The 20165-nt window shown below is 53.8% G+C and carries 11 protein-coding genes; all 11 read left to right on the top strand.

The genetic code is table 11. The annotated features are described in order from the left end of the window. Position 1: 1 nt before the first annotated feature. The 11 genes from MKZ07_RS13920 (at position 2) to MKZ07_RS13870 (ending at position 20162) form a co-directional block, all read left to right on the top strand. Complete coding sequence (locus tag MKZ07_RS13920) at positions 2–985, top strand: ROK family protein (protein WP_051493943.1); 984 nt, start codon at positions 2–4, stop codon at positions 983–985. A 10-nt stretch (positions 986–995) separates the two neighbouring features. Further along, entirely contained in the window at positions 996–2198 is a 1203-nt protein-coding gene (locus tag MKZ07_RS13915; protein WP_036699386.1) for an MFS transporter, read from the top strand. A gap of 18 nt (positions 2199–2216) precedes the next feature. Next, the gene (locus tag MKZ07_RS13910) at positions 2217–4466 is read left to right on the top strand and encodes a helix-turn-helix domain-containing protein (RefSeq protein ID WP_036699388.1); all 2250 of its coding nucleotides are present in this window, start codon (positions 2217–2219) and stop codon (positions 4464–4466) included. A gap of 348 nt (positions 4467–4814) precedes the next feature. After that, positions 4815–6407 carry an extracellular solute-binding protein gene (locus tag MKZ07_RS13905; protein WP_036699389.1) on the top strand — a complete coding sequence of 531 codons (1593 nt, stop codon included), beginning with the start codon at positions 4815–4817 and terminating at the stop codon, positions 6405–6407. Positions 6408–6540: 133 nt separating this feature from the next. Next, entirely contained in the window at positions 6541–7407 is an 867-nt protein-coding gene (locus MKZ07_RS13900) for an ABC transporter permease (RefSeq protein ID WP_051493947.1), read from the top strand. Between the two features lie 27 nt (positions 7408–7434). Then, the gene (locus tag MKZ07_RS13895; protein ID WP_036699393.1) at positions 7435–8307 is read left to right on the top strand and encodes a carbohydrate ABC transporter permease; all 873 of its coding nucleotides are present in this window, start codon (positions 7435–7437) and stop codon (positions 8305–8307) included. An 85-nt stretch (positions 8308–8392) separates the two neighbouring features. Continuing rightward, positions 8393–10126 (top strand): hypothetical protein, encoded by a 1734-nt coding sequence (locus MKZ07_RS13890; protein ID WP_036699394.1) that lies wholly within the window; start codon positions 8393–8395, stop codon positions 10124–10126. 94 nt (positions 10127–10220) lie between these two features. Then, positions 10221–12593, top strand: a complete 2373-nt coding sequence (locus tag MKZ07_RS13885) for a glycoside hydrolase family 95 protein (RefSeq protein WP_341026175.1) — start codon at positions 10221–10223, stop codon at positions 12591–12593. 410 nt (positions 12594–13003) lie between these two features. Next, complete coding sequence (locus MKZ07_RS13880; RefSeq protein WP_341026174.1) at positions 13004–17332, top strand: endo-1,4-beta-xylanase; 4329 nt, start codon at positions 13004–13006, stop codon at positions 17330–17332. 964 nt (positions 17333–18296) lie between these two features. Next, the gene (locus MKZ07_RS13875; RefSeq protein WP_445670281.1) at positions 18297–19265 is read left to right on the top strand and encodes an ABC transporter permease; all 969 of its coding nucleotides are present in this window, start codon (positions 18297–18299) and stop codon (positions 19263–19265) included. Between the two features lie 18 nt (positions 19266–19283). Beyond that, positions 19284–20162, top strand: coding sequence for a carbohydrate ABC transporter permease (locus MKZ07_RS13870; protein WP_036699399.1), 879 nt, complete (start codon positions 19284–19286; stop codon positions 20160–20162). Positions 20163–20165: the final 3 nt, after the last annotated feature.

Below are 20165 nucleotides of genomic sequence, written 5' to 3'. Positions count from 1 at the left end.
GATGAATATGTTAACTGCAGGAATTGATGTGGGCGGAACCAAAACACTACTATGCCTAACAGATGAAGAAGGAACGGTGCTTGAACAGTACAAAGTAGAGACGCAGCTGAGCCGGGAGCCGGAGGTGTTCTTCCGCTGGTTATTCGCCGAACTGGAGCAGCTCTGCAAGCGTAACGGCACTACGCTCACTTCTCTGAAGGGAGTAGGCATCGGGTTCCCGGGAGTCATGAATGAGCGCACCGGCACACTGACCAGCGCACCGGCGCTCAATTGGCCTGGAGCCCTGGATATCCGTCAGGTAATTGCCGCTTATTATCCCGGACTGGTGGTGCTGGACAATGATGTGAATATGGCAGCTATGGGCGAGTATGCAGCGGGATCTGCTGCGGGGTCTGAGCATTTCATTATGATCACGGTCGGCACGGGGGTGGGCAGCGCCTTGTTCCTGAACGGGCAGCTCTACCGGGGAGCCAGCTTCGCTGCGGGTGAGATTGGCTATCTCATCGTTGAGCCGGGGGCGGTTCATGCTGCTGCTGATCCGGAGTACAGTGAGTTCGGTCCTTTTGAGATGGAGGTATCCGGCACGGGAATCGGGGCGAAGGCGGCTGCTAGGCTGCACGGGAATAACAGCAGTTCATTGATCCGGGAGCTGGCACAGGGCGATACAGTCCGGGCGGAGCATGTATTTGCAGCGGCGCAGCAGCAGGATGAGACAGCGCTGGCGCTGCTGGATCATGCGTATGAACAGATGGCGGCGGCGGTCAAGAATATTGCGATTACGCTGGATCTGGAGCTGGTGATTCTGGGCGGCGGTGTCGTGGAGAAGAACCCGGGCTATGTGCAGGAGGTTGCAGCACGGGTCAGCCGGTATACACCTGAGCAATCGTTATTGATCCGGCAGGCGGTGCTCGGTAATCAGGCGGGAGCGATAGGTGCTGCGGCCGCGGCCCGAAGCAGGCTGAACGCAGGAACCGGGCAGAATTGAGGGTATGAAAATGAGACGCGGAACAAGTATAATGAGATTCTCTGTAGGCAGCAAGGAGAGCGAGGTCCTGCTGAAGATGCGCGGGCTGTATCTGTTCACAGGTCTGGCCGGGGGCAGCTTCAACCCGTATGTCACCTCCCTTCTGGTTCATCAGGGCATGACGAGCCAGAGAATTGGAGTGATGATGGCCTTCGGCACCTTGCTGGCGATTCTGTTTCAGCCGTTATGGGGAATTTTGGTGGACCGCTATCAACGAACAAGACTGGTACTGATGCTTACCCTGATTGTTCCCGGCACCATAGTCTATCTCTACAATGTAAAATGGCTTGTCGTTATTGTGCTTGTATACAGCTTGTATACGATTTTTCAGAGCACCCAGACGCCGATTGCCGACTCTTATGCAGTGAATGCAGCTTCAGCCGCAGGCACCTCGTTCGGCACCATCCGGCTGTTCGGCAGTATCGGCACGGCGCTGGGAGGGTACTTCGGCGGACTGTATCTGAACTGGATGGGAGTTACAGAGCTATGGATTCCCTTCCTGATCTTCAACCTGCTTGCCCTTCTGCTCGTGATTACCATCCCGGTGAATGTGGAGCGGCGGACGCAGCATGTAACCTTCACCAGCGGAATCAGGCAGCTGCTGGGCAACCGGGTCTTTCTGCTGTTTCTCGCCGGCTGTTTTCTGGTGAACCAGACGCTTACGGCCTTCAACTCCTTCTTTGTCCTGACCTTCCAGATGGCGGGCGGGAGCTTCGCATGGTCAGGCATCGCCCTGATGATTGCTTCCATTACCAGCGTTCCGGCAATGCTCGTGGCCGCAAGAGTCCTGAAGAAGTACGGTTATGAGAAAACATTGATGCTGGCATCCGTTGTCTACATGCTCCGCTGGGCGATCCAATGGCTCATTCCTGTTCCCGGTGTTATGATAGGTGTCCAGACGCTGCACGGCATGTCGTTTGGTTTCTTTTACATTGCAGCTGTGGAATATGTGGCCTCTATTACGGGCAAAGAGCTGCAAGCCACAGGGCAAAGCCTGTTCAATATGGTGTTTGTCGGTCTTGGCGGCATTGCCGGTAACCTGCTGAACGGGTATCTGCTGGAGACCGGCGGCCCGGGGCTGATGTATTTCTCCTGTACGGTCAGCGCCGCGTTAGGTGCATTGCTGCTGTACAAGGTAAGCTCTATTTCACGTAAGAAGCAGCAGTCTGAATAAGAAGAAGGGGGAAGCTCTATGAAGCGCAGTTGGTATAGTCGGATGCTATTCTCATACTTCCCTGTCTTCCTGCTTGTAGTCACTGTTCTAATCTTCCTGGCCTTCATGGTCATTACGGAGCTGTCCCGCAGCGAGACGGAGAAGGCCAACTACATATCCACCAGCTATGTGGCGGATACGGTGGAGCGGACCTTGAATGATATAGAGCTGGGGGTGCTGCAGGAGATCGGAAACAACTATTCCTATAATGACTTTCTGGATGCGCCCTCCGGCACGGATTCGCCCGCTGGCAGCTCGTATGAAATTGTGCAGAGTATGAACCGTCTATCTGAACGCTTCAGCCTGATTGATTCGATCTATGTCTACCGTAACAAGGACAAGCTGATGCTGGGCCAGAGCGGATACGTGAATCCTGGGCAGGGCCAGGGGCTGGAGGCGGAATATTTGCAGCAGCTCTCCGTGAATAAGGAGCAGCAGGGGTGGAGCGCTGTACGGATGGTTCAGCCCAGGAACTCTAAGGACTTGCGGCCGGTAATCAGCCTGGCCAGCAGGCTGCCGATTCCATGGGGCTCCGACGGCTATATTGTTATTAATGTCAGTGTGTATCGCTTACAGCGTCTGGTGGACAGCTTGACGAGTGGAGAACTGTCCTTCCTGCGGATCAAGGATGTCTCGGGGACGCCAATCTATGATTCTGCTCCCGCCGCAGACGGCGAGAATAACAGAACGCTCTCGAAGGTCGAGGCGAAGGATCTGGGCTGGACCTTCGAGAGCGGGCTGCGGGCCGGGCGCTTATTCGACTGGATCTCGGTGATCTCCTACGTCTGGTTCATTCTCGGGCTGCTGACGATTGCGCTGGGCGTAGTGTATATCATCTACATCACCCGGCGGAATTACCGGCCCATCCATCAGCTAATGGTGCGGATTCAAGGACTTCAGCCTGCGGCCAAGGATGCCGCTCCTGACGTAGCTTCCGATGAAATGGCCCTGATGCATAATGCGCTGGACCGGCTGGTGCAGATCACCACCGACTATGAGCGGGAACGCTATGAGAATTTGGTCATTCAGCGCCGGGAGCTGTTCCAGGATTTCCTTAGCGGGCAGCGGCTGGAGGATGCGGCAGAACGGCTGGAGTCGCTGGACCCTTTTGAGGGCACCAGGGAGTTCGCAGCCTTCGTTGTATTCGCAGCCGAGCTGAACCGGGAGAGGGACTGGCATGCGCTGCCTGCACAGGATCAGAACCTGCTGAAATTTGCCTTAACCAATGTACTGGGGGACCTGATAGCAGATAAGCCGCTTCAGGCCTGGGCCGAATGGATCAGCGGGGAGCGGCTGGGGATTATTATTGGCCTCCGGTTCCAGCCGGTGAAGGATGACAGCGATACGATGCTGGAGCTGGCAAGAGACTGCCACCGCTGGATTATGGATAATCTGCGGGTATCCCTGACCTTCGGATTGGGTACGGTCGTCCAGGACTGGCGGGAGATCCGGAATTCTTACGCGGCAGCGGCTGAGGTGCTGAGTCACCGGTTGGCACTGGGAACAGATATTGCAGCAGTCCAAATGAATCAGCAGGACGATTCCGGACTCCAGAGCTATAAATACTTCGGGAGCTTCACCCAGCTTGTCCGTGAATTCCGCCTGTCGGGCGAGAACTGGCGTATCCGGCTGGACGAAATCTTCGATTCCTTCCGCAAGGACCGTCTGAAGGACGAAGAGATCTATATGCTGCTGGAAGTGCTGCTCCAGGCACTGGAGCAGGAGCTTAAGGGCATAGCGGAGACGCTGGACCGTCAGCTTGCGGCAGCATGGAGCGGCGGTCTGCGGGAACGCATCCGGGGAAGCACCGATCTTGAAGAGATCCGGGAGCTGCTGACCGGCTGGCTGAATGAAACCTACCATGTCTATGTGTCGGTCAATGAGCTGAAGAGCCACCGGGTGATGATTACCGAGGTTAAGCATTATATTGAAGAGCATTATGCCAATCCGGATCTCTCCTTGAATCATCTGAGCGAACGGTTCCAGATCTCTGCGAAATACGCCAGCTACCTGTTCAAGGAAGAATTCAATATGAAGTTCGTGGACTTTCTCGCAGAGCTGCGGCTGATGAAGGCCAAGGAACTGCTGGATACGACTTCAGAGAGCATACAGGATATTGCACTGCAGATTGGATATGCTAATTCCATTACCTTCGGACGGGTCTTCAAACGTATTACGGGCATGACCCCGGGGGATTACCGCAAATTGAAGCTCCATAAAGATGAATAAGCACTGCGTAAATCCGGCTTCAGCTGATTCCGGGTTTGCGCTTTTTTTGATTAATGGGTGAGATATGGGGCAATGGGTGATATGTACATGACGTATTATGTTATATATAAGTTAGGTATTTAAGTTTAAAAATACAATTTTCGTGAAGGATTTCTACGATAATTGTATATTCGAAATGAAAAATGCTGCAATTTCATTGGGTTTTTCATGAAAATACAATAAGAAACATGTATATTGTCGAATTACGCAAACGATGTAATAATTCATCACATGGTCAAGCCGCAAGCATCATACAGAGACAACAGGCTGATTGAAATCAGAAATCGAAAGGGATAGGTGGTAGGAAATATGACAAATGTTAACGGTAAAAGAAAGTTGGCTCTCGGTCTCTCGGCGGTTCTTATGTCATCTATGGTATTGTCTGCATGCTCGTCTAAAGATTCCAGTGAAGCAAGCGGCAACGGTGCAGCAGCAGCCGGCAGCTTGAAGATCGAAATTTTTGACCGTGGCAATGCGCCCGCCGGTGTTACGGCATCCGATAACTTCCTCACTAATTATGTTAAAGAGAATTTCGGTAAGGCTAACAATATCGATGTGGAATTTGTCCCTATCCCCCGCTCAGAGGAAGTGACCAAGCTTAATGTCCTGATGGCCAGCGGAACTGATGTCCCTGATATCGTCTTCACCTATGACTCCGGGACCTTCAACAAATATGCCGAGCAAGGCGGGCTGACGGATCTGACTCCGCTGCTGAAGGAACACGGACAGAATCTGACCAAGTTCCTTGGCGAGGATACTCTGCGCTACGGTCAATACGATGGCGTCCAGTATAGCATTCCCGCCAAACGTTCAACGGTAGGTAAATATGCTTCCTTCATTCGTCAGGATTGGCTGGATAAGCTGGGGCTTCCCGTTCCGGCTACCTCAGAGGAGCTGTACAATACACTAACTGCCTTCAAGACCAAAGATCCGGGTGAAACCGGCGGCAAGGTGATTCCGCTGGGCATGACGATTGCTGCGGCGCAGTATGATTCGCTGGTCTGGTCCTTCATCAAGCCGGTCACTGAGCAGGAGCGCTACGAGCTTACACAGAACCTGAGCTCCCGGGACTACCCGATTCTGCTGCCTGGATTCAAGGATGCCATTCAATATATGAACAAGCTGTATAACGAAGGGCTGATCAGCAAGGATTTCGCCCTGGACGAGAATAAAGAAACTCTTACACAGAATATCGGGAACGGGCTTGTGGGCGCATTCAGCGATGATAACGATGCGATCTTCTACCCTGACGGTGCTTATGATGTGATGACGAAGAATAACCCGAAGGCTGTACTGAGCGCCATTGATCCGTTCACGAACAGCGAGGGGAAGACAGCCAAGCCGGTATCTGCTCCGAACGGGATGTATATTATGATTCCGAAGTCCAGCAAGCATGCGGTGGAAGCTATTAAGTATCTGGACTGGATGTCTGCAGATGGTCATCTGCAATATATCCAGAACGGGATTGAAGGCGAGCATTACACGCTGGAAGGCGGTGTGCCGGTCTCCATTCCGGATATGTCTGTCGAATCCTCCAACAAGCTGTCAGGCGGCGGGGATATCGGGATTATCGCGAACGGACGGATTTTTGAGAGCCAGGACAAGAATAATGAAGCCTTCGTGAAGAGCTTCCGCACCAAGTATCAGGACATCATCGCAAAATCACTTACAATTTCTACCACTAATCCAATTGAGCCGGTGTTCACCAGCCGTCCGATTGAGGCAGAGAGCAAATACGGCACGACACTTAGCGATAAAATCAAGCAGTTGATGGTGAAATCTACAATGGTCTCCCCTGGCGAATTCGAAGTCACCTATGAGAGTATGCTGAAGGACTACATGTCAAGCGGCGGACAGGCCATTCTGGATGAACGCAAGGCTGCCTACAGCGAGCAGAAATAATTGAATTAGCGGTCCGTGAGGGAGGGGGAGCGGCAGGGCTGCCGGTCTTGGCTGCTTCCCCCTACAGCCTCAGGGGCACAGTGGAGGAGGAATCGTTGTGGGATACACCCGTTATTTCCGCAGAAATTGGCAGATGTACGCATTGCTGGTCTTACCCATCCTGTTCTTTATTATTTTCAAGTACGGTCCAATGTATGGTGTGCAGATTGCGTTCAAGGACTTCAACTTTTTCAAAGGCATCGGTGGCAGTGAATGGATTGGTCTTGACGGATTCCGCGAGGTATTTGCGAATCAGGACTTTTATATAACCTTACGCAACACGTTGATGCTGAACTTTCTGGATTTGATCGTTTCTTTTCCCGCCCCCCTAATTATTGCGATCATGCTGTTTGAGCTGAAGGTGGTCTGGTTCAAGAAGCTGTCTCAGACGATTCTGTATATTCCGCATTTTATTTCCTGGGTAATCATCGGCGGGATTGTATACCAGCTATTTGGCCAGCAGTCCGGGATGATTAACAACCTGTTAACAAGCTTGGGGCTGGATGCCATTCCCTTCCTCTCTGACAAAAATTATTGGCTGATCACTTACCTGCTGACCGGTGTCTGGCAGAGCGCAGGCTGGGGGACGATTCTCTATCTGGCGGCACTCGCGGGCATCAATAAAGAGCTGTTCGAAGCGGCGGAGGTCGATGGGGCCGGAAGAATCAAGCGCATTCTGCATATTACGATTCCAGGGATCAAGCCGACGATTGTTACGCTGCTGATCATTAATCTGGGCAACATGATCTCGATTGGCTTCGAGCGGCCGTTCGTAATCGGTAACCTTGCGGTTATGGAATACTCGGATGTGCTGAGTACCTTTGTCTACCGGATCGGTCTGGAATCGGGGCAGTATACGCTGGCTACGGTGGTTGGATTGTTCCAGGCGGTGGTCGGACTTCTATTCCTGCTGGTGGCGAACTATATTTCCAAGAAGCTTACAGACGAGAGCATCCTATAATCAACCTTTGGATCGGGAGTGTACATTATGAATGAAAGAGCAGCTAACAAGGCGTTTGATACATGGATTGTGATCTGCTTGACCTTATCGGTGCTGGCATGTCTGATTCCGTTCGTGCATATTCTCGCTGTATCCTTCAGCGGAACGGTCCCGATTGCTTCGGGCAAAGTTACTTTGTTCCCTATGGACTTCAATATTGAGGCGTATAAAAAAGTGTTCGGTGATGCCGCGATGATCCGCTCGCTGGCCTTCACGATATTCCTGACGGTGCTGTTCACAGCACTGTGCATGGTGATGACGGTTGCGGCGGGCTATGCCCTGTCGAAGAAGGATCTGAAGGGCCGTAAAATCTTCATGTTCATCATTGTTGTCACCATGTTCTTCAGCGGCGGTATTATTCCAGAGTATATTCTGACACGGGAGCTGCATTTGCTGAATACGATCTGGGCGCTGGTGCTGCCCGGACTTATTAGCCCCTTCTATATGATTATCCTGATTTCTTTTCTGGCCGGGATTCCGGACGCGCTCAAGGAGTCCGCTGAGATCGACGGCAGCAGCCAGTTCGGGACGCTAATCCGTATCATTCTGCCGTTATCCATGCCGGTGCTTGCTACTCTAAGCCTGTTCTATGCCGTCGGCAGATGGAACGGATTCCAGGATACGCTGATGTATATCACGAAGCCGGAGCTGTATCCGCTCCAGCTTAAGCTCTATCATATGATCCAGAACAGCCAGGTAACCGATATGATGAGAATGGAGGGGAATGCGATCAGCACGGTTGTGCCGGAGAGTCTGAAGGCGGCTACTGTAGTGTTCGCCACAGTGCCTATTCTACTCGTCTATCCATGGCTGCAAAGATACTTCGTCTCCGGTGTGATGACCGGAGCCGTGAAGGGCTGAGGCTATTGACTATTATAGTATTGTCTGTTGCAGGTTCAGTATAATTCACGCCCTAACAGGGCTGGCAGATAGGGGAGTCAATCAGATGTTCAAGAAGATAACGGACATTAATGATAAATGGACACAGGAATCCATGGAGCTGCAGATTAATGACCGGGAGAGCCGGTACTTCGGGGGTGTGCGTGATCCGCTGAGCGGCGTAGCCTGGCCGAATCACACCGGCACGGCCCAGTATCTGGCGGCATGGGCGGCTGCTCTGGTGAATGAGCAGTCCCGGTATTACCGGGATCTGGTGCTGCTGGAGCAGCTGCATGAGGGGATGGCGTTCATGCTGCGGTTCCAGCATGAGGACGGTACGATCTCGCCGGGCTGGACGAATTATCATTCACCGCCGGATACAGCGTTCGTGGTGGTCGGATTAGCCAATATCCTCACGCTGCTGGAGCGGCAGAGCTGGCCGCCGCTGAAGCCGGTGACGGATCAGATTAGAGTCTTCCTGGAGCGGACGATTCCGGCGATGCTGACCGGGGGTGTGCATACCCCGAATCACCGCTGGGTGCTGACTGCCGCGCTGGGGTCTTTGTACCGGATTTTTGCCCTGGAGGAGCTGCAGGCAAGAGCCGGGGAATGGCTGCAGGAGGGGATGGACATTACGCCGGACGGCGAATGGACGGAGCGGAGTAACGGAATCTACAACACGGTCAGTGACATTATGCTCTATTACGCCGCGCAGGATCTGAACCGTCCTGAGCTGCTGGAGCCGGTCCGCCAGAATCTGCGGATGATGAAATATCTGGTTCACCCGGACGGTGAGGTGGTCACTGATTATTCAGGGCGGCAGGATTTCGGCAGCGTCTACTCGCTGGCTGACTATTATCTGTGCTATCAGCTGATGGCAGAGCATGACCATGACCCGGAATTCGCAGCTCTTGCGCTGCTGGCAAGCCGCTCAGTTATGCATCCGGGCTCGCTGCCCAATCAGATTATGCTGGGATTCCTGCTCTATCCGCAGATGCAGGCGGCTTCAGTCGCGCCGGGAGAACTGCCGGACAGCTACCGCAAGGTAATAGATGGCGCGTTCAACCGTCAGGAGCTGATCGGACGAATCGGGCAGGACGGCTACGGCGGACCTGTCCGCCACAGCAAGCAGCATACGGAATTCGGCGCTCCGGTTGCCCGGGTGCGCAGCGGAGAGACCAGTGTAAGCGTGATGACCGAGGCCTCCTCGCTGTTCTCGCTGCGGCATGGCCGGGCAAGGCTGCTGGGGGTTCAACTGGCTTCAAGCTTCGAGCCGGGACTGATTACGATGGATTCACTTACGGAGACAGCGGACGGATTCCAGCTGGAGTCAGCTGCCGATAAAGGCTACTATGGCACTATTCCCGCAGATAAGCTGCCTCCGCGCACCGGCTTGCCTACCAGCCCGTGGTATCTGCTGCCGCATAGCGAGCGGCCGCTTACCCATAACCAGACCAGCAGTGTCTGCGTGAAGGTAAGCGAGTGGGAAGCAGGCTGGGATCTGCACTTCTCAGCACCGTCCCCGGCAGATGTGCTGACTCAGATTGTCCTGCTCTTCGGCAGCGAGGGCAGACTCGAAGGCTCCGCGCTGACGCCGGTACCGGGTATGAGCGAGACTTCCTTCTGGGCTGCCGGGACGCTGCGCTACAGCTCCGGGGAGGATTGGATGGAGCTTGAGCAGGGCTGTCATGAGCATCATCTGGCCGATATCCGCGGGATGAGTTATCCCGAAGGCTGCCAGAAAGTCCTCGTAACACTCATCACTCCGCTTGAGTATACTCTGCGGATTCGTCTTTCCTGACAGATGCCTATATAATGAGAGTGTTATCAGGATTTATCAGGATGGAAGGGTTCAGCCAGATTAGAAATTACGGTGTATGGAGGTAAGCTGAGCAATGAATATTTCATTTAATAGCCCTGCCACTTTTTGGGTGGAGGCGCTTCCAGTCGGGAATGGACGGCTGGGAGCCATGATTTTTGGCGGCATTGAGAAGGAGCGTCTGGCGCTGAATGAGGACACGCTGTGGTCCGGGTACAAGACAGACTGGAATAATCCGGGGGCTCTCGAGGTTCTTCCTAAGGTTAGGGCGCTGATTGCAGAAGGCAGGAATGAAGAAGCGGATGAACTATGCAAAAAAATGATGGGTCCATACGCCCAGTCCTATCTGCCGTTCGGGGATCTGCTGCTTACGATGGAGCACGGGCAGACCACAGACGGAGAGTATAGCCGGAAGCTGGACTTGTCCACGGGTGTTGGTACCGTCTCCTATGTAATCGGCGGTGTCCGGTATACCCGGGAGGTCTTCGCTTCTCACCCGGACCAGGCGATCATTGTCCGCTTAACGGCCAGCGAGGAGCACCGGCTCAGCTTCCGGGCGAAGCTGGACAGTCCGCTCCGTCACCGTTCGGAAGCAGACGGAGAACACTACACGATTAGCGGACATGCTCCTGAATATGTGGCACCGAATTATTTCGAAGTCGATCAGCCGGTCCGTTACGGTGGAGAGTCCCCGCGGAGTCTGAAGTTCCACGGCCGTCTGGCTGCGGTCCAGACTGGAGGCCGTCTGGAAGCTAGTGCTGACGGCATCCAGGTTACCGGCGCAACGGAAGCGGTTCTATACTTCAGTGCGGCAACCTCCTTCGATGCGGAATCCGGCACAGTGAAGGCGGATTATGATGTAAGTCAGCAGACAGATGGGGCTGTACAGCAGATCATCAATGAGCCTTATGCTGGGCTACTAAGCCGTCATGTTGACGACCACCGGGAGCTGTTTGACCGGGTAGAGCTGCATCTGGGAGAGAGCCTGGCTCCAGAGGGCATGCCAACGGATCAGAGAATTGCGGCCTACGGCAGCAATGATCCGGGGCTGGTAGAGCTTCTGTTCCATTACGGCCGTTATCTGCTGATTGCCAGCTCCCGCCCCGGCACTCAGCCGGCGAATCTCCAGGGCATCTGGAATCAGGATACCCGGGCACCTTGGAGCAGCAATTACACGCTGAATATCAATGCGGAGATGAATTACTGGCCGGCTGAGATCTGTAATCTGTCCGAGCTGCATCAGCCGCTGATTGACTATACCCGGAGGCTGGCGGTCAACGGCAGCGAGACGGCCCGGATTAACTATGGCGCACGCGGCTGGGTAGCCCATCATAACGCCGATCTCTGGGCGCAGTCGGCTCCCGTTGGCGGCTACGGCGACGGAGATCCGGTCTGGGCATCCTGGGCGATGGGCGGGGTATGGCTTACCCAGCATCTGTGGGAGCATTATGCCTTCAGCGGCGATCTGTCCTATCTGCGGGAGACCGCATATCCGGTAATGAAGGAAGCGGCCTTGTTCTGCCTGGATTGGCTGATCGAGAACCCGGACGGGTATCTGATTACCTCACCATCCACTTCTCCTGAGCATAAAATCGTAGACGGCGACAAGAAGTATGCCGTCAGCGAAGCGGCAACCATGGATCTGTCGCTGATCGCGGAGCTGTTCACGAACTGCAGCCTTGCTGCCGGATTGCTTGGGCTGGACGGCGAATTCGCGGCTGAGCTGGAAGCGGCACGCGCACGGCTGCTGCCACTCAAGATTGGTGCCGGAGGGCGGCTTCAGGAGTGGTCGGCGGATATGGAGGACGAGGATGTACATCATCGCCATGTCTCCCATCTGGTCGGGGTCTACCCCGGCAGATCGGTAACGGAGAAGTTAGCTCCCGAGCTGTATGAAGCTGCCAGAACCTCGCTTGAGATTCGCGGAGACGGCGGAACCGGCTGGAGCCTGGGCTGGAAAATCGGACTATGGGCCAGATTCAGACAGGGCGACCGCGCCAAGCAGCTGATCACTAACCTGCTGACGCTGGTTCAGCCGGAGGCCGTTAACAATGAACGCGGCGGCGTCTATCCGAACCTGTTCGACGCTCATCCGCCGTTCCAGATTGACGGGAACTTCGCGGCTACAGCCGGAATTGCCGAGATGCTGCTGCAATCCCACCAGGGAGTTCTGGAGCTTCTGCCCGCCCTGCCTTCAAGCTGGAGCGAAGGACGGGTGAAGGGACTGCGCGCCCGCGGCGGCTATGAAGTGAACCTGACCTGGAGCGCTGGCATTCTCGGGCAAGCGGAGGTTACCGCTCATCTTGGGGGAGAGTGCCGGGTTCTGGCAGAACGGCCTCTAGAGATTACGCGCGGAGAAGACCGGCTGTTGGTGGAGCCGGATTCGGACGGCCTGGTGAGTATTGAGATGCAGGCAGGGGAACGTATCATGGTGAGGTATGCGGAGTGAAGTGGGTAGAGTAAATAAAGAAGAGTAGATCAGAGACTGTATAGTTTGCAGCGCACTCGGAGGGATGGAGTGTGCTGCTTTTTTGCGTAGAAATAGGAAATTGGCCGGGTTCCGCCGGGGCACAGGCCAGGCGAGGTCGCATGTAACCGAAAAACCGAACCATTGGGTGTGGCGGCGTGCGGGCCGAATGTAATCGAAAAACCGATTACATTGCGCAGAGGCGGAGGAGCGTGGTTCGAAACATGTGCTGGCGCGAGGGGGGCCGGGTGTATGCGGAAAACCGCTAATTTTTCCCGCCCCGCTTATCATTTTGTTATCAATACTATCAAATTGTTATTTGTAAACGATTTCCATAGAGCTATAATTCAATCTGTAAGCGCTTTATAAAGAAGATTCTTAGGAGGGTACAGATGCTCAATCGTAAACGAATGATGAGCTTAGGGCTGGCGCTGGCCGTCTTGGCAGCCTCGGTGCTGCCGATGCGGACACCGGTCTATGCTGCGGCTGAGGGAGATGCGGCAGTTGTTCTTGCTTCGGACTTTGAGGACGGCACCGCACAGTGCTGGACCAAGAAGGGAGACGAACAGCTTACAGTAACGAAGGAGGTCTATCATGGAGGCACATACAGTCTGTACGTGGATGGGCGCACCAAGGATTGGGAAGGGCCCAATCAGGTTCTGACGGATCATATGACTCCGAACACAGCCTACACTGTGGGAGCATGGGTGAAATCTCCGGCGCCGGTCAAATTCACAGTACATACCCAAATCGGCGAAAAAGAGGACTGGACGCTTGTAGCGGAACTTAGCGGAGCGAAGGGGTCGGGGGAATGGACGTATCTGGAAGGTACTTTTATTACAGGCGATAAGGTAGGCTTCACGGAGATTTATGCAGAAGCCGCAGCAGGAACATCCTTCTACGTGGATGATATCAAGATTACCACCGCAGCTGCTGAAGTCCCGGAAGGGGAGGAAGGGCTGCGCACGGATTTTGAAGACGGAACGCTTCAGGGCTGGAAGAACCGGATTGGACCGGAGTCGCTGTCCGTGAGCCAGGATACTGCCAATACCGGGACCAACAGTATGCTGGTCGAAGGAAGAGAGCGCAGCTTCCATGGGCCAAGCCTGAGTGTGAAGGAGCATCTGCGGCCGGGCAAGAGCTACCAGTTCTCGCTGTATGTCCGTCTGAAGGAGAAGCCGGAGGCCGACAAAAGCCTGCAGATGACGGTGTATAAGAAGGCCGGCTCCGAGAGCTGGAATGCAATTGATAAGGTTGATATTAAGGCCGATCAGTGGGATCAGTGGCATCTGCTGAAGGGGACTTTTCAGTACAGCGACCAGCCGTCTGAGGTGAACCTGTTCGTGGAGACTCCTTATGTTACAGAGGAGACTGTGGATACGTTATCTTTTTATGTAGATGATGTGGTTGTTGAACCCGCACCTGAGATGAGCATTGAACAGGATATCCCTGTGCTAAAAGACATCTATGCGAACGACTTCGCCATTGGTGCCGCTGCGTACTCCTGGCAGATGGAAGGGGTCTATGGGGAACTGCTGAAGAAGCATTTCAACAGCATCACAGCCACCTATGAAATGAAGCCCAAATTCCTTGCTCCTTCCGAGGGCACTTATGTGTTCGACGGGGCGGATAAATATGTGAATTTCGCCCAGGCGAACGGAATGGGACTTCGCGGACACGCGCTGTTGTGGCATGTGGATGCTGCCGAGTGGATGTTCACGGGTCCTGACGGCCAGCCGGCAAGCAGAGAGCTGCTGCTTACGCGTCTACAGAGTTATATCGAGACCGTTATGCACCGCTATAAGGGCAAAATCTATGCCTGGGATGTAGTGAACGAAGCGATTGCCGACAATGGCGGCGGCCCGGACGGGATGAGACTGTCCCCTTGGTATAAGCTGATTGGTCCGGACTATATCGAGAAGGCTTTTGAATTCGCCCGTGCGGCGGACCCGGAAGCGAAGCTCTATTACAATGATTATTACACAGAGGTACCGGAAAAGCGTGAGCATATCTACAAGCTGCTGAAGACGCTCAAGGCGAAGAATCTGATTGACGGCGTGGGCCTCCAGTCTCATCACGGACTATTCTCCCCATCCATTTCGGAGATTGAAAAGACGATTCAGCAATTCTCGCAGCTTGGGTTGGACATTCAAATCACTGAGCTGGACGTAGATTCGGGCATCAGCCCTTCTGCTCCGCTGCCTGCGGATATTGCTGCGCGGCAGGGCAAACGCTATAATGATCTGTTCGAGCTCTACAAGAAGTACAAGGATACGATCTCCTCAGTCTCCATTTGGGGCGTGCAGGATGAGAAAAGCTACAACAACCATGCTATGTTGTTCGATGAGCAGCTGAAGGCGAAGCCTGCTTTCTGGGGGGCGGTGGACCCGTCCAAGCTGCCGGCCATTCACAATGTAGCCGTGGCGCTTGAGGGTACGCCTCAGGCAGGCGCAGCCGGGAAAGCCCTATGGAGCAAAACAGCAGGGATTCCACTTGAACAGGGCAGCACAGTATCTGCCAAGGTTCATACGCTGTGGGATACCGATAACCTGTATGTGAAGGTAGACGTAACCGATGCAAGTCAGAACGGGGAAGACAAGGTTGAGCTTTTCCTGGATGAGAACAATGGGAAGACTACGGCGTATCAGCCGGATGATCGCAAGATCAGCTTGCCGCGTTCGGGCTCCGGGACCGAAGGAGTCAGCTTCACCAGCACAGAACGCGAGGGCGGTTATATCATTGAAGCAAGAATTCCGCTCGTAACCGTCAAGGGTGCCGCAGGCGCGGAGCTGGGTCTTGATATCCGTGTCAGTGACGCCGGTGTTCCGGCTTCTGTTCCTGCCTACTGGAATGACAGAAGCCGGTCCCAGGACACAGATACCAGTCATTACGGTGTTCTCCGGCTCTCTGCCATGCCTAATTCGGCGGAATCGCTGAAGGGTCAGGTGAAGATCGACGGACAGATGGATACGCAGTGGGAGAAGGCAAAGCCTTTTCAGGTGAAAATGACTGCCGCGCCTTACAGTACCACCGCAGAAGCCAGATCGATGTGGATGGAGGACAGCCTCTATCTGATCATTGATGTGAAGGACGCCTTGCTGAAGGCGGATGCTGCGAATCCATGGGACCAGGACTCCGTGGAGATCTTCATCGATGAGAATTTCAGCAGAACCCCGTATTATGAGGGGGATGACGGCCAATACCGGATTAACATTAATAATGTGGCATCCTTTGGCGGAGGAGCCTCGGATAGCAGATTGACCAGCGCGGTAGTCCATACGGACACCGGGTACCGCGTGGAAGCCAAGATACATTTCGGCACGATCAAGGGGGCGGCGGGAAGCTCCATCGGGCTTGATCTCCAGATCAATGATGACCGGGGCGACGGCACCCGCAGTACGAGTAAATGGAATGACAGGGGAGAGGATACGTGGCGGGATACCTCAAACTTCGGGATTTTGACCTTTGTGGCACCTGAGGCGGCACCGCCAACCCCTACAGATGGGACTTCTTCGTATCCATCGCCAGGCTCGTCACCACCTGTGAAATCACCGGCTCCGGCAGCGGTCTTCGCAGATGGCAAGCTGACCGTTCAGACTTCCCCGGATAAGGCTGGAGTGCTGAATGTTGATCTCACGCCGGATGTAGTAAGTCAGGCCGTGCTTCAGTCGCTGGACAGCGGCATTCTGAAGATTGCTGTCAAGCCTGCCTCCGGGACCGAAGTGCTGCAGCTGGGGCTTCCGCTTCAGGGTCTGGCTGCACAGCCGAAAATTAAGGAGATTCGTATTGAGAGCGGCTTCGGGGCAGTGCTGAGCCTGAACACACAGCTGCTGAAATTGCAGGATACGCTGGCCGGGGATGTTCTTCAGCTTCAAGTGAAGCGCGTAGGCCAGGACGGATGGCCGGCAGCAGTGAAGACCCGCTTGGATGGAGCGGCTGTACTGGACTTCTCGCTTGCGATCCGTGGAGCTAAGAACACAGCAGTGGACGCTGCTGCGCTTACCCTGCTGCTGCCTTATGAACTTAAGTCAGGCGAGCGGGCGCACCAGCTTGCAGTCTATCAAGTGCTGGAGAATGGTAAGCTTGCAGTTGTGAAGGATCGTCAATATGATCCGGCTACAGGCTATGTCTCCTTCCAGACCAAGGAGCTTGGACAGTATGCGGTTGCCACAGTGAAGCTGCCGGATCATAAGAGCAGCAAATGGGCTGCCGAGAGCGTTGAGGCTCTGGCTGCAAGCGGAATACTTCCTCTGGGAGCAGAGGCTTCCTATGAGACAGGGGTATTGATGAACCGGGCGGAATTTGCCCAGCTGCTGGTCGATGCTTTTGACCTTCAAGCTGGAGCAGCCGCTCCAGGCTTCAAGGATGTCAGTAAGGATTCCCCGTATGCCGAGGCTATCAACATTGCTGGAGCCTTAGGTATTGTAAAAGGTAGAGCAGACGGGCTCTACAGTCCGAGCGATACACTCAGCCGTCAGGAAATGGCGGTAATGCTGTATAGACTTGCCCAGCTAGAGCAGATCAAGTTGAAGGCCGATCCAGCAGCGGTTCCAGAATTCAAAGATCTGAACCTGTTGACACAGGAGGCAACCATCGCTATTGAGAAGCTACAGGCTGACGGAGTCATCCAAGGCACACAAAACGGCTACTTCATGCCTAAGGCCCAGATGACCAAAGAGCAGGCTGCCGTGGTAGTGTACCGTATAATCAGCCTCAATTAGTAGAGTAATGTCCGCAAGTCTATAGCATTCGTTCGAGCAGCGGTTCTCCCGATAAGGGGGCCGCTGCTTTTTGTGGTGGGATGGAGGGAGCGTATCATGCGGGAGGCCAATCGATGGATAGAGAGTGTCGCTAGGGGCGAGTGGATGTCAATAGCGAGAGTGAGTCGCTAGGGGCGAGTGGATGTCAATAGCGAGAGTGAGCCGCTTGGTGCGGTTGGACATTGATGAGTGGAGAGTAGTTTGGAGCGGGTGGATATTAGTGATGGGAGTAATAGGGCTGCGATGCTCATGTTGGACGACTGTTTTGTCTACCTTGCCTGCGTTGCCCCGATACTGCGTCAGGAAATAGTTGGATTTTGGGCACTTGTTCGCGCTTGGAATGCCCCTCGCCAGACAGTAGTTGGAAAAAAGGCACTTGTTACGCCGAGATTAGAACAAAAAGAAGATTTCCTCGAAAATAAATAGCATAAATCCACCTAATTTCCTCAAAAGCTCCAAACCGGCTAAATTAAGATATGTTTATCCAATTAATTCTCTAGTAGGTTGTGCAACCATCGCTGGGGCGGCGGCTTAACTGGAAGTTACTCGATGGTGCCGGGCCATGTCATGACTAGGGGATAGTTTCTGTAATGGTTTGTCCTTTTTCAGTGACCTTGCCCCGCGCTTAAACAGCGGAGAGAACGGAACGACCCGCGGAAAAGCGGCAGCGGTCGCCTTTGTGTCCGGATTTTCACCGCTAAGGTAAAAATACAATAAAATCTGGACACAACAGCGATTGTAACAACGGTCCGTTCGCGGAGCGTCCACCCAAGCGCCACCGTAATGCTATCTCCAAAACTGTTGTGGTTATCATTTTGTTATCAATGCTTTGTATTTATCATGTAACTGTCATGTCCGGCTAGGTATTATTAATTTATAAACAAAGTAAACGGATACACGTTGACCAGCAAAGGGGAGCAGGAGCATGAAAAACTTGGTTACGCCAGCCAGCGTAAAAGGCGAGAAACTGGATGTAAATGCGGGGAGTCCCCGGAAAAAATCGAAATGGAAATCGACGATTAGTCTCGATCTGATGGTTCTGCCGGCTTTGATCCTTACCTTGATCTTCGCCTATATTCCGATGACAGGACTTGCGATTGCCTTCAAGAATTACAAGCCGGGCTTAGGCTTTAGCGCCTCCAAATGGGTGGGGCTGGAGCATTTTGAATATCTGTTCAGTATTCCCGAGAACGTTCAGATCATCTGGAACACACTGATTATTGCCGGTCTGAAAATGATCGCCAACCTGATCGTTCCCTTCTTATTCGCACTGCTGCTGAATGAGATCCGCAAGATGGCATTCAAAAAAATGGTACAAACCATTGTCTATATGCCCCACTTCCTGTCATGGGTTATCCTGGGCGGTATCATCTCCGACCTGCTGGCCAGAGATGGAGGCCTGATCAACCAGGTACTGGTCAGTGTATTCGGCATCCAGCCGATTTTCTTCCTGGGTGACGGGAACTGGTTCCGGTTTGTCGTAGTAGTGAGTGATGTTTGGAAAGAGTTCGGCTTCAACACCATCGTCTTCCTGGCCTCTCTGGCGGGAATTAACCCGGCACTCTATGAAGCTGCTGAGGTTGACGGAGCTGGACGCTGGCAGCAGACATGGTCTATTACAATGCCGGCCATGCTGCCGATTACCATCGTGGTAGGAACACTGGCGCTGGGTAACGTGCTTAACGGCGGCTTCGACCAGATCTTCAACCTGTATAACGCGCTTGTCTTCGATAAAGGGGACATCATCGATACATTTGTCTACAGACTAGGAATTGTTGACGGTAAGTTCAGCTTCTCCACAGCGGTCGGATTGTTCAAATCCGTTGTCAGCTTTGTCTTGATCGTAACAGCTTACCGCCTTTCGTATAAATTTGCTAACTACCGTATTTTCTAGAATGGAGGCCAATGTGGCATGTATCATAAAACAAAACCTTACCGCATCTTCACCGTGTTCAACTATATCCTGATGATCGCAGTCTCAGTCATGTGTGTTGTCCCACTGATTCACGTCCTTGCTGTATCGTTCAGCGGGAAATCGGCAGCCAATGCCAATCTGGTGGGTCTGTGGCCGGTAGATTTCACAGTGGACGCCTATACCAAGACCGTAGCCAATGAGAATTTCATCCGGTCCATCTGGGTGACCCTGCAGCGCACGGTGCTGGGAACGCTGTTCAGCATGGGGATAGTCATTCTGGCCGCCTATGCGCTGTCCAAAGAGAACGCCCGGTTCAGACGCCGGAACATGTATATCTGGCTGCTGGTCTTCACCATGCTGTTCAGCGGCGGTCTGGTGCCGATGTACATTCTGATTCAGAAGCTGCACCTCATGAACTCCATATGGGTACTGATTCTGCCGGGGGCCGTCTCGGTATGGAATGTCATTCTGCTGCTTAACTTCTTCCGGGCCGTGCCCAAAGAAATGGAAGAAGCCGCCTTCATCGACGGCGCAGGTCATTTCAGAACACTGTTCAGCGTGTATCTCCCGGTATCCATGCCGGCCATTGCTACGCTGTCGCTGTTCACGATTGTCGGTCACTGGAACTCCTGGTTCGACGGCCTGCTGTATATGACGGATCACCGCAACTATCCGCTGGCGACCTTCCTGCAGTCGGTCATTGTCCAGCAGGACTTCAGTAAGGTGACCGTACGGCCGGAGGATCTGGAGAATATCTCGCAAAGAACGGTCAAAGCCGCTCAAATCTTCATCGGAATGGCACCGATCCTCATCGTGTATCCATTCCTGCAGCGTTTCTTCGTGAAGGGAATTGTCCTCGGGGCGGTTAAGGAATAGCCG

Origin of the sequence: Paenibacillus sp. FSL P4-0338 (assembly GCF_038002365.1) — a bacterium.
Taxonomy (GTDB): domain Bacteria; phylum Bacillota; class Bacilli; order Paenibacillales; family Paenibacillaceae; genus Paenibacillus_AQ.
The sequence above is the reverse complement of the archived record's forward strand: the minus strand, read 5'-3'. Positions and strand labels throughout refer to the sequence as shown.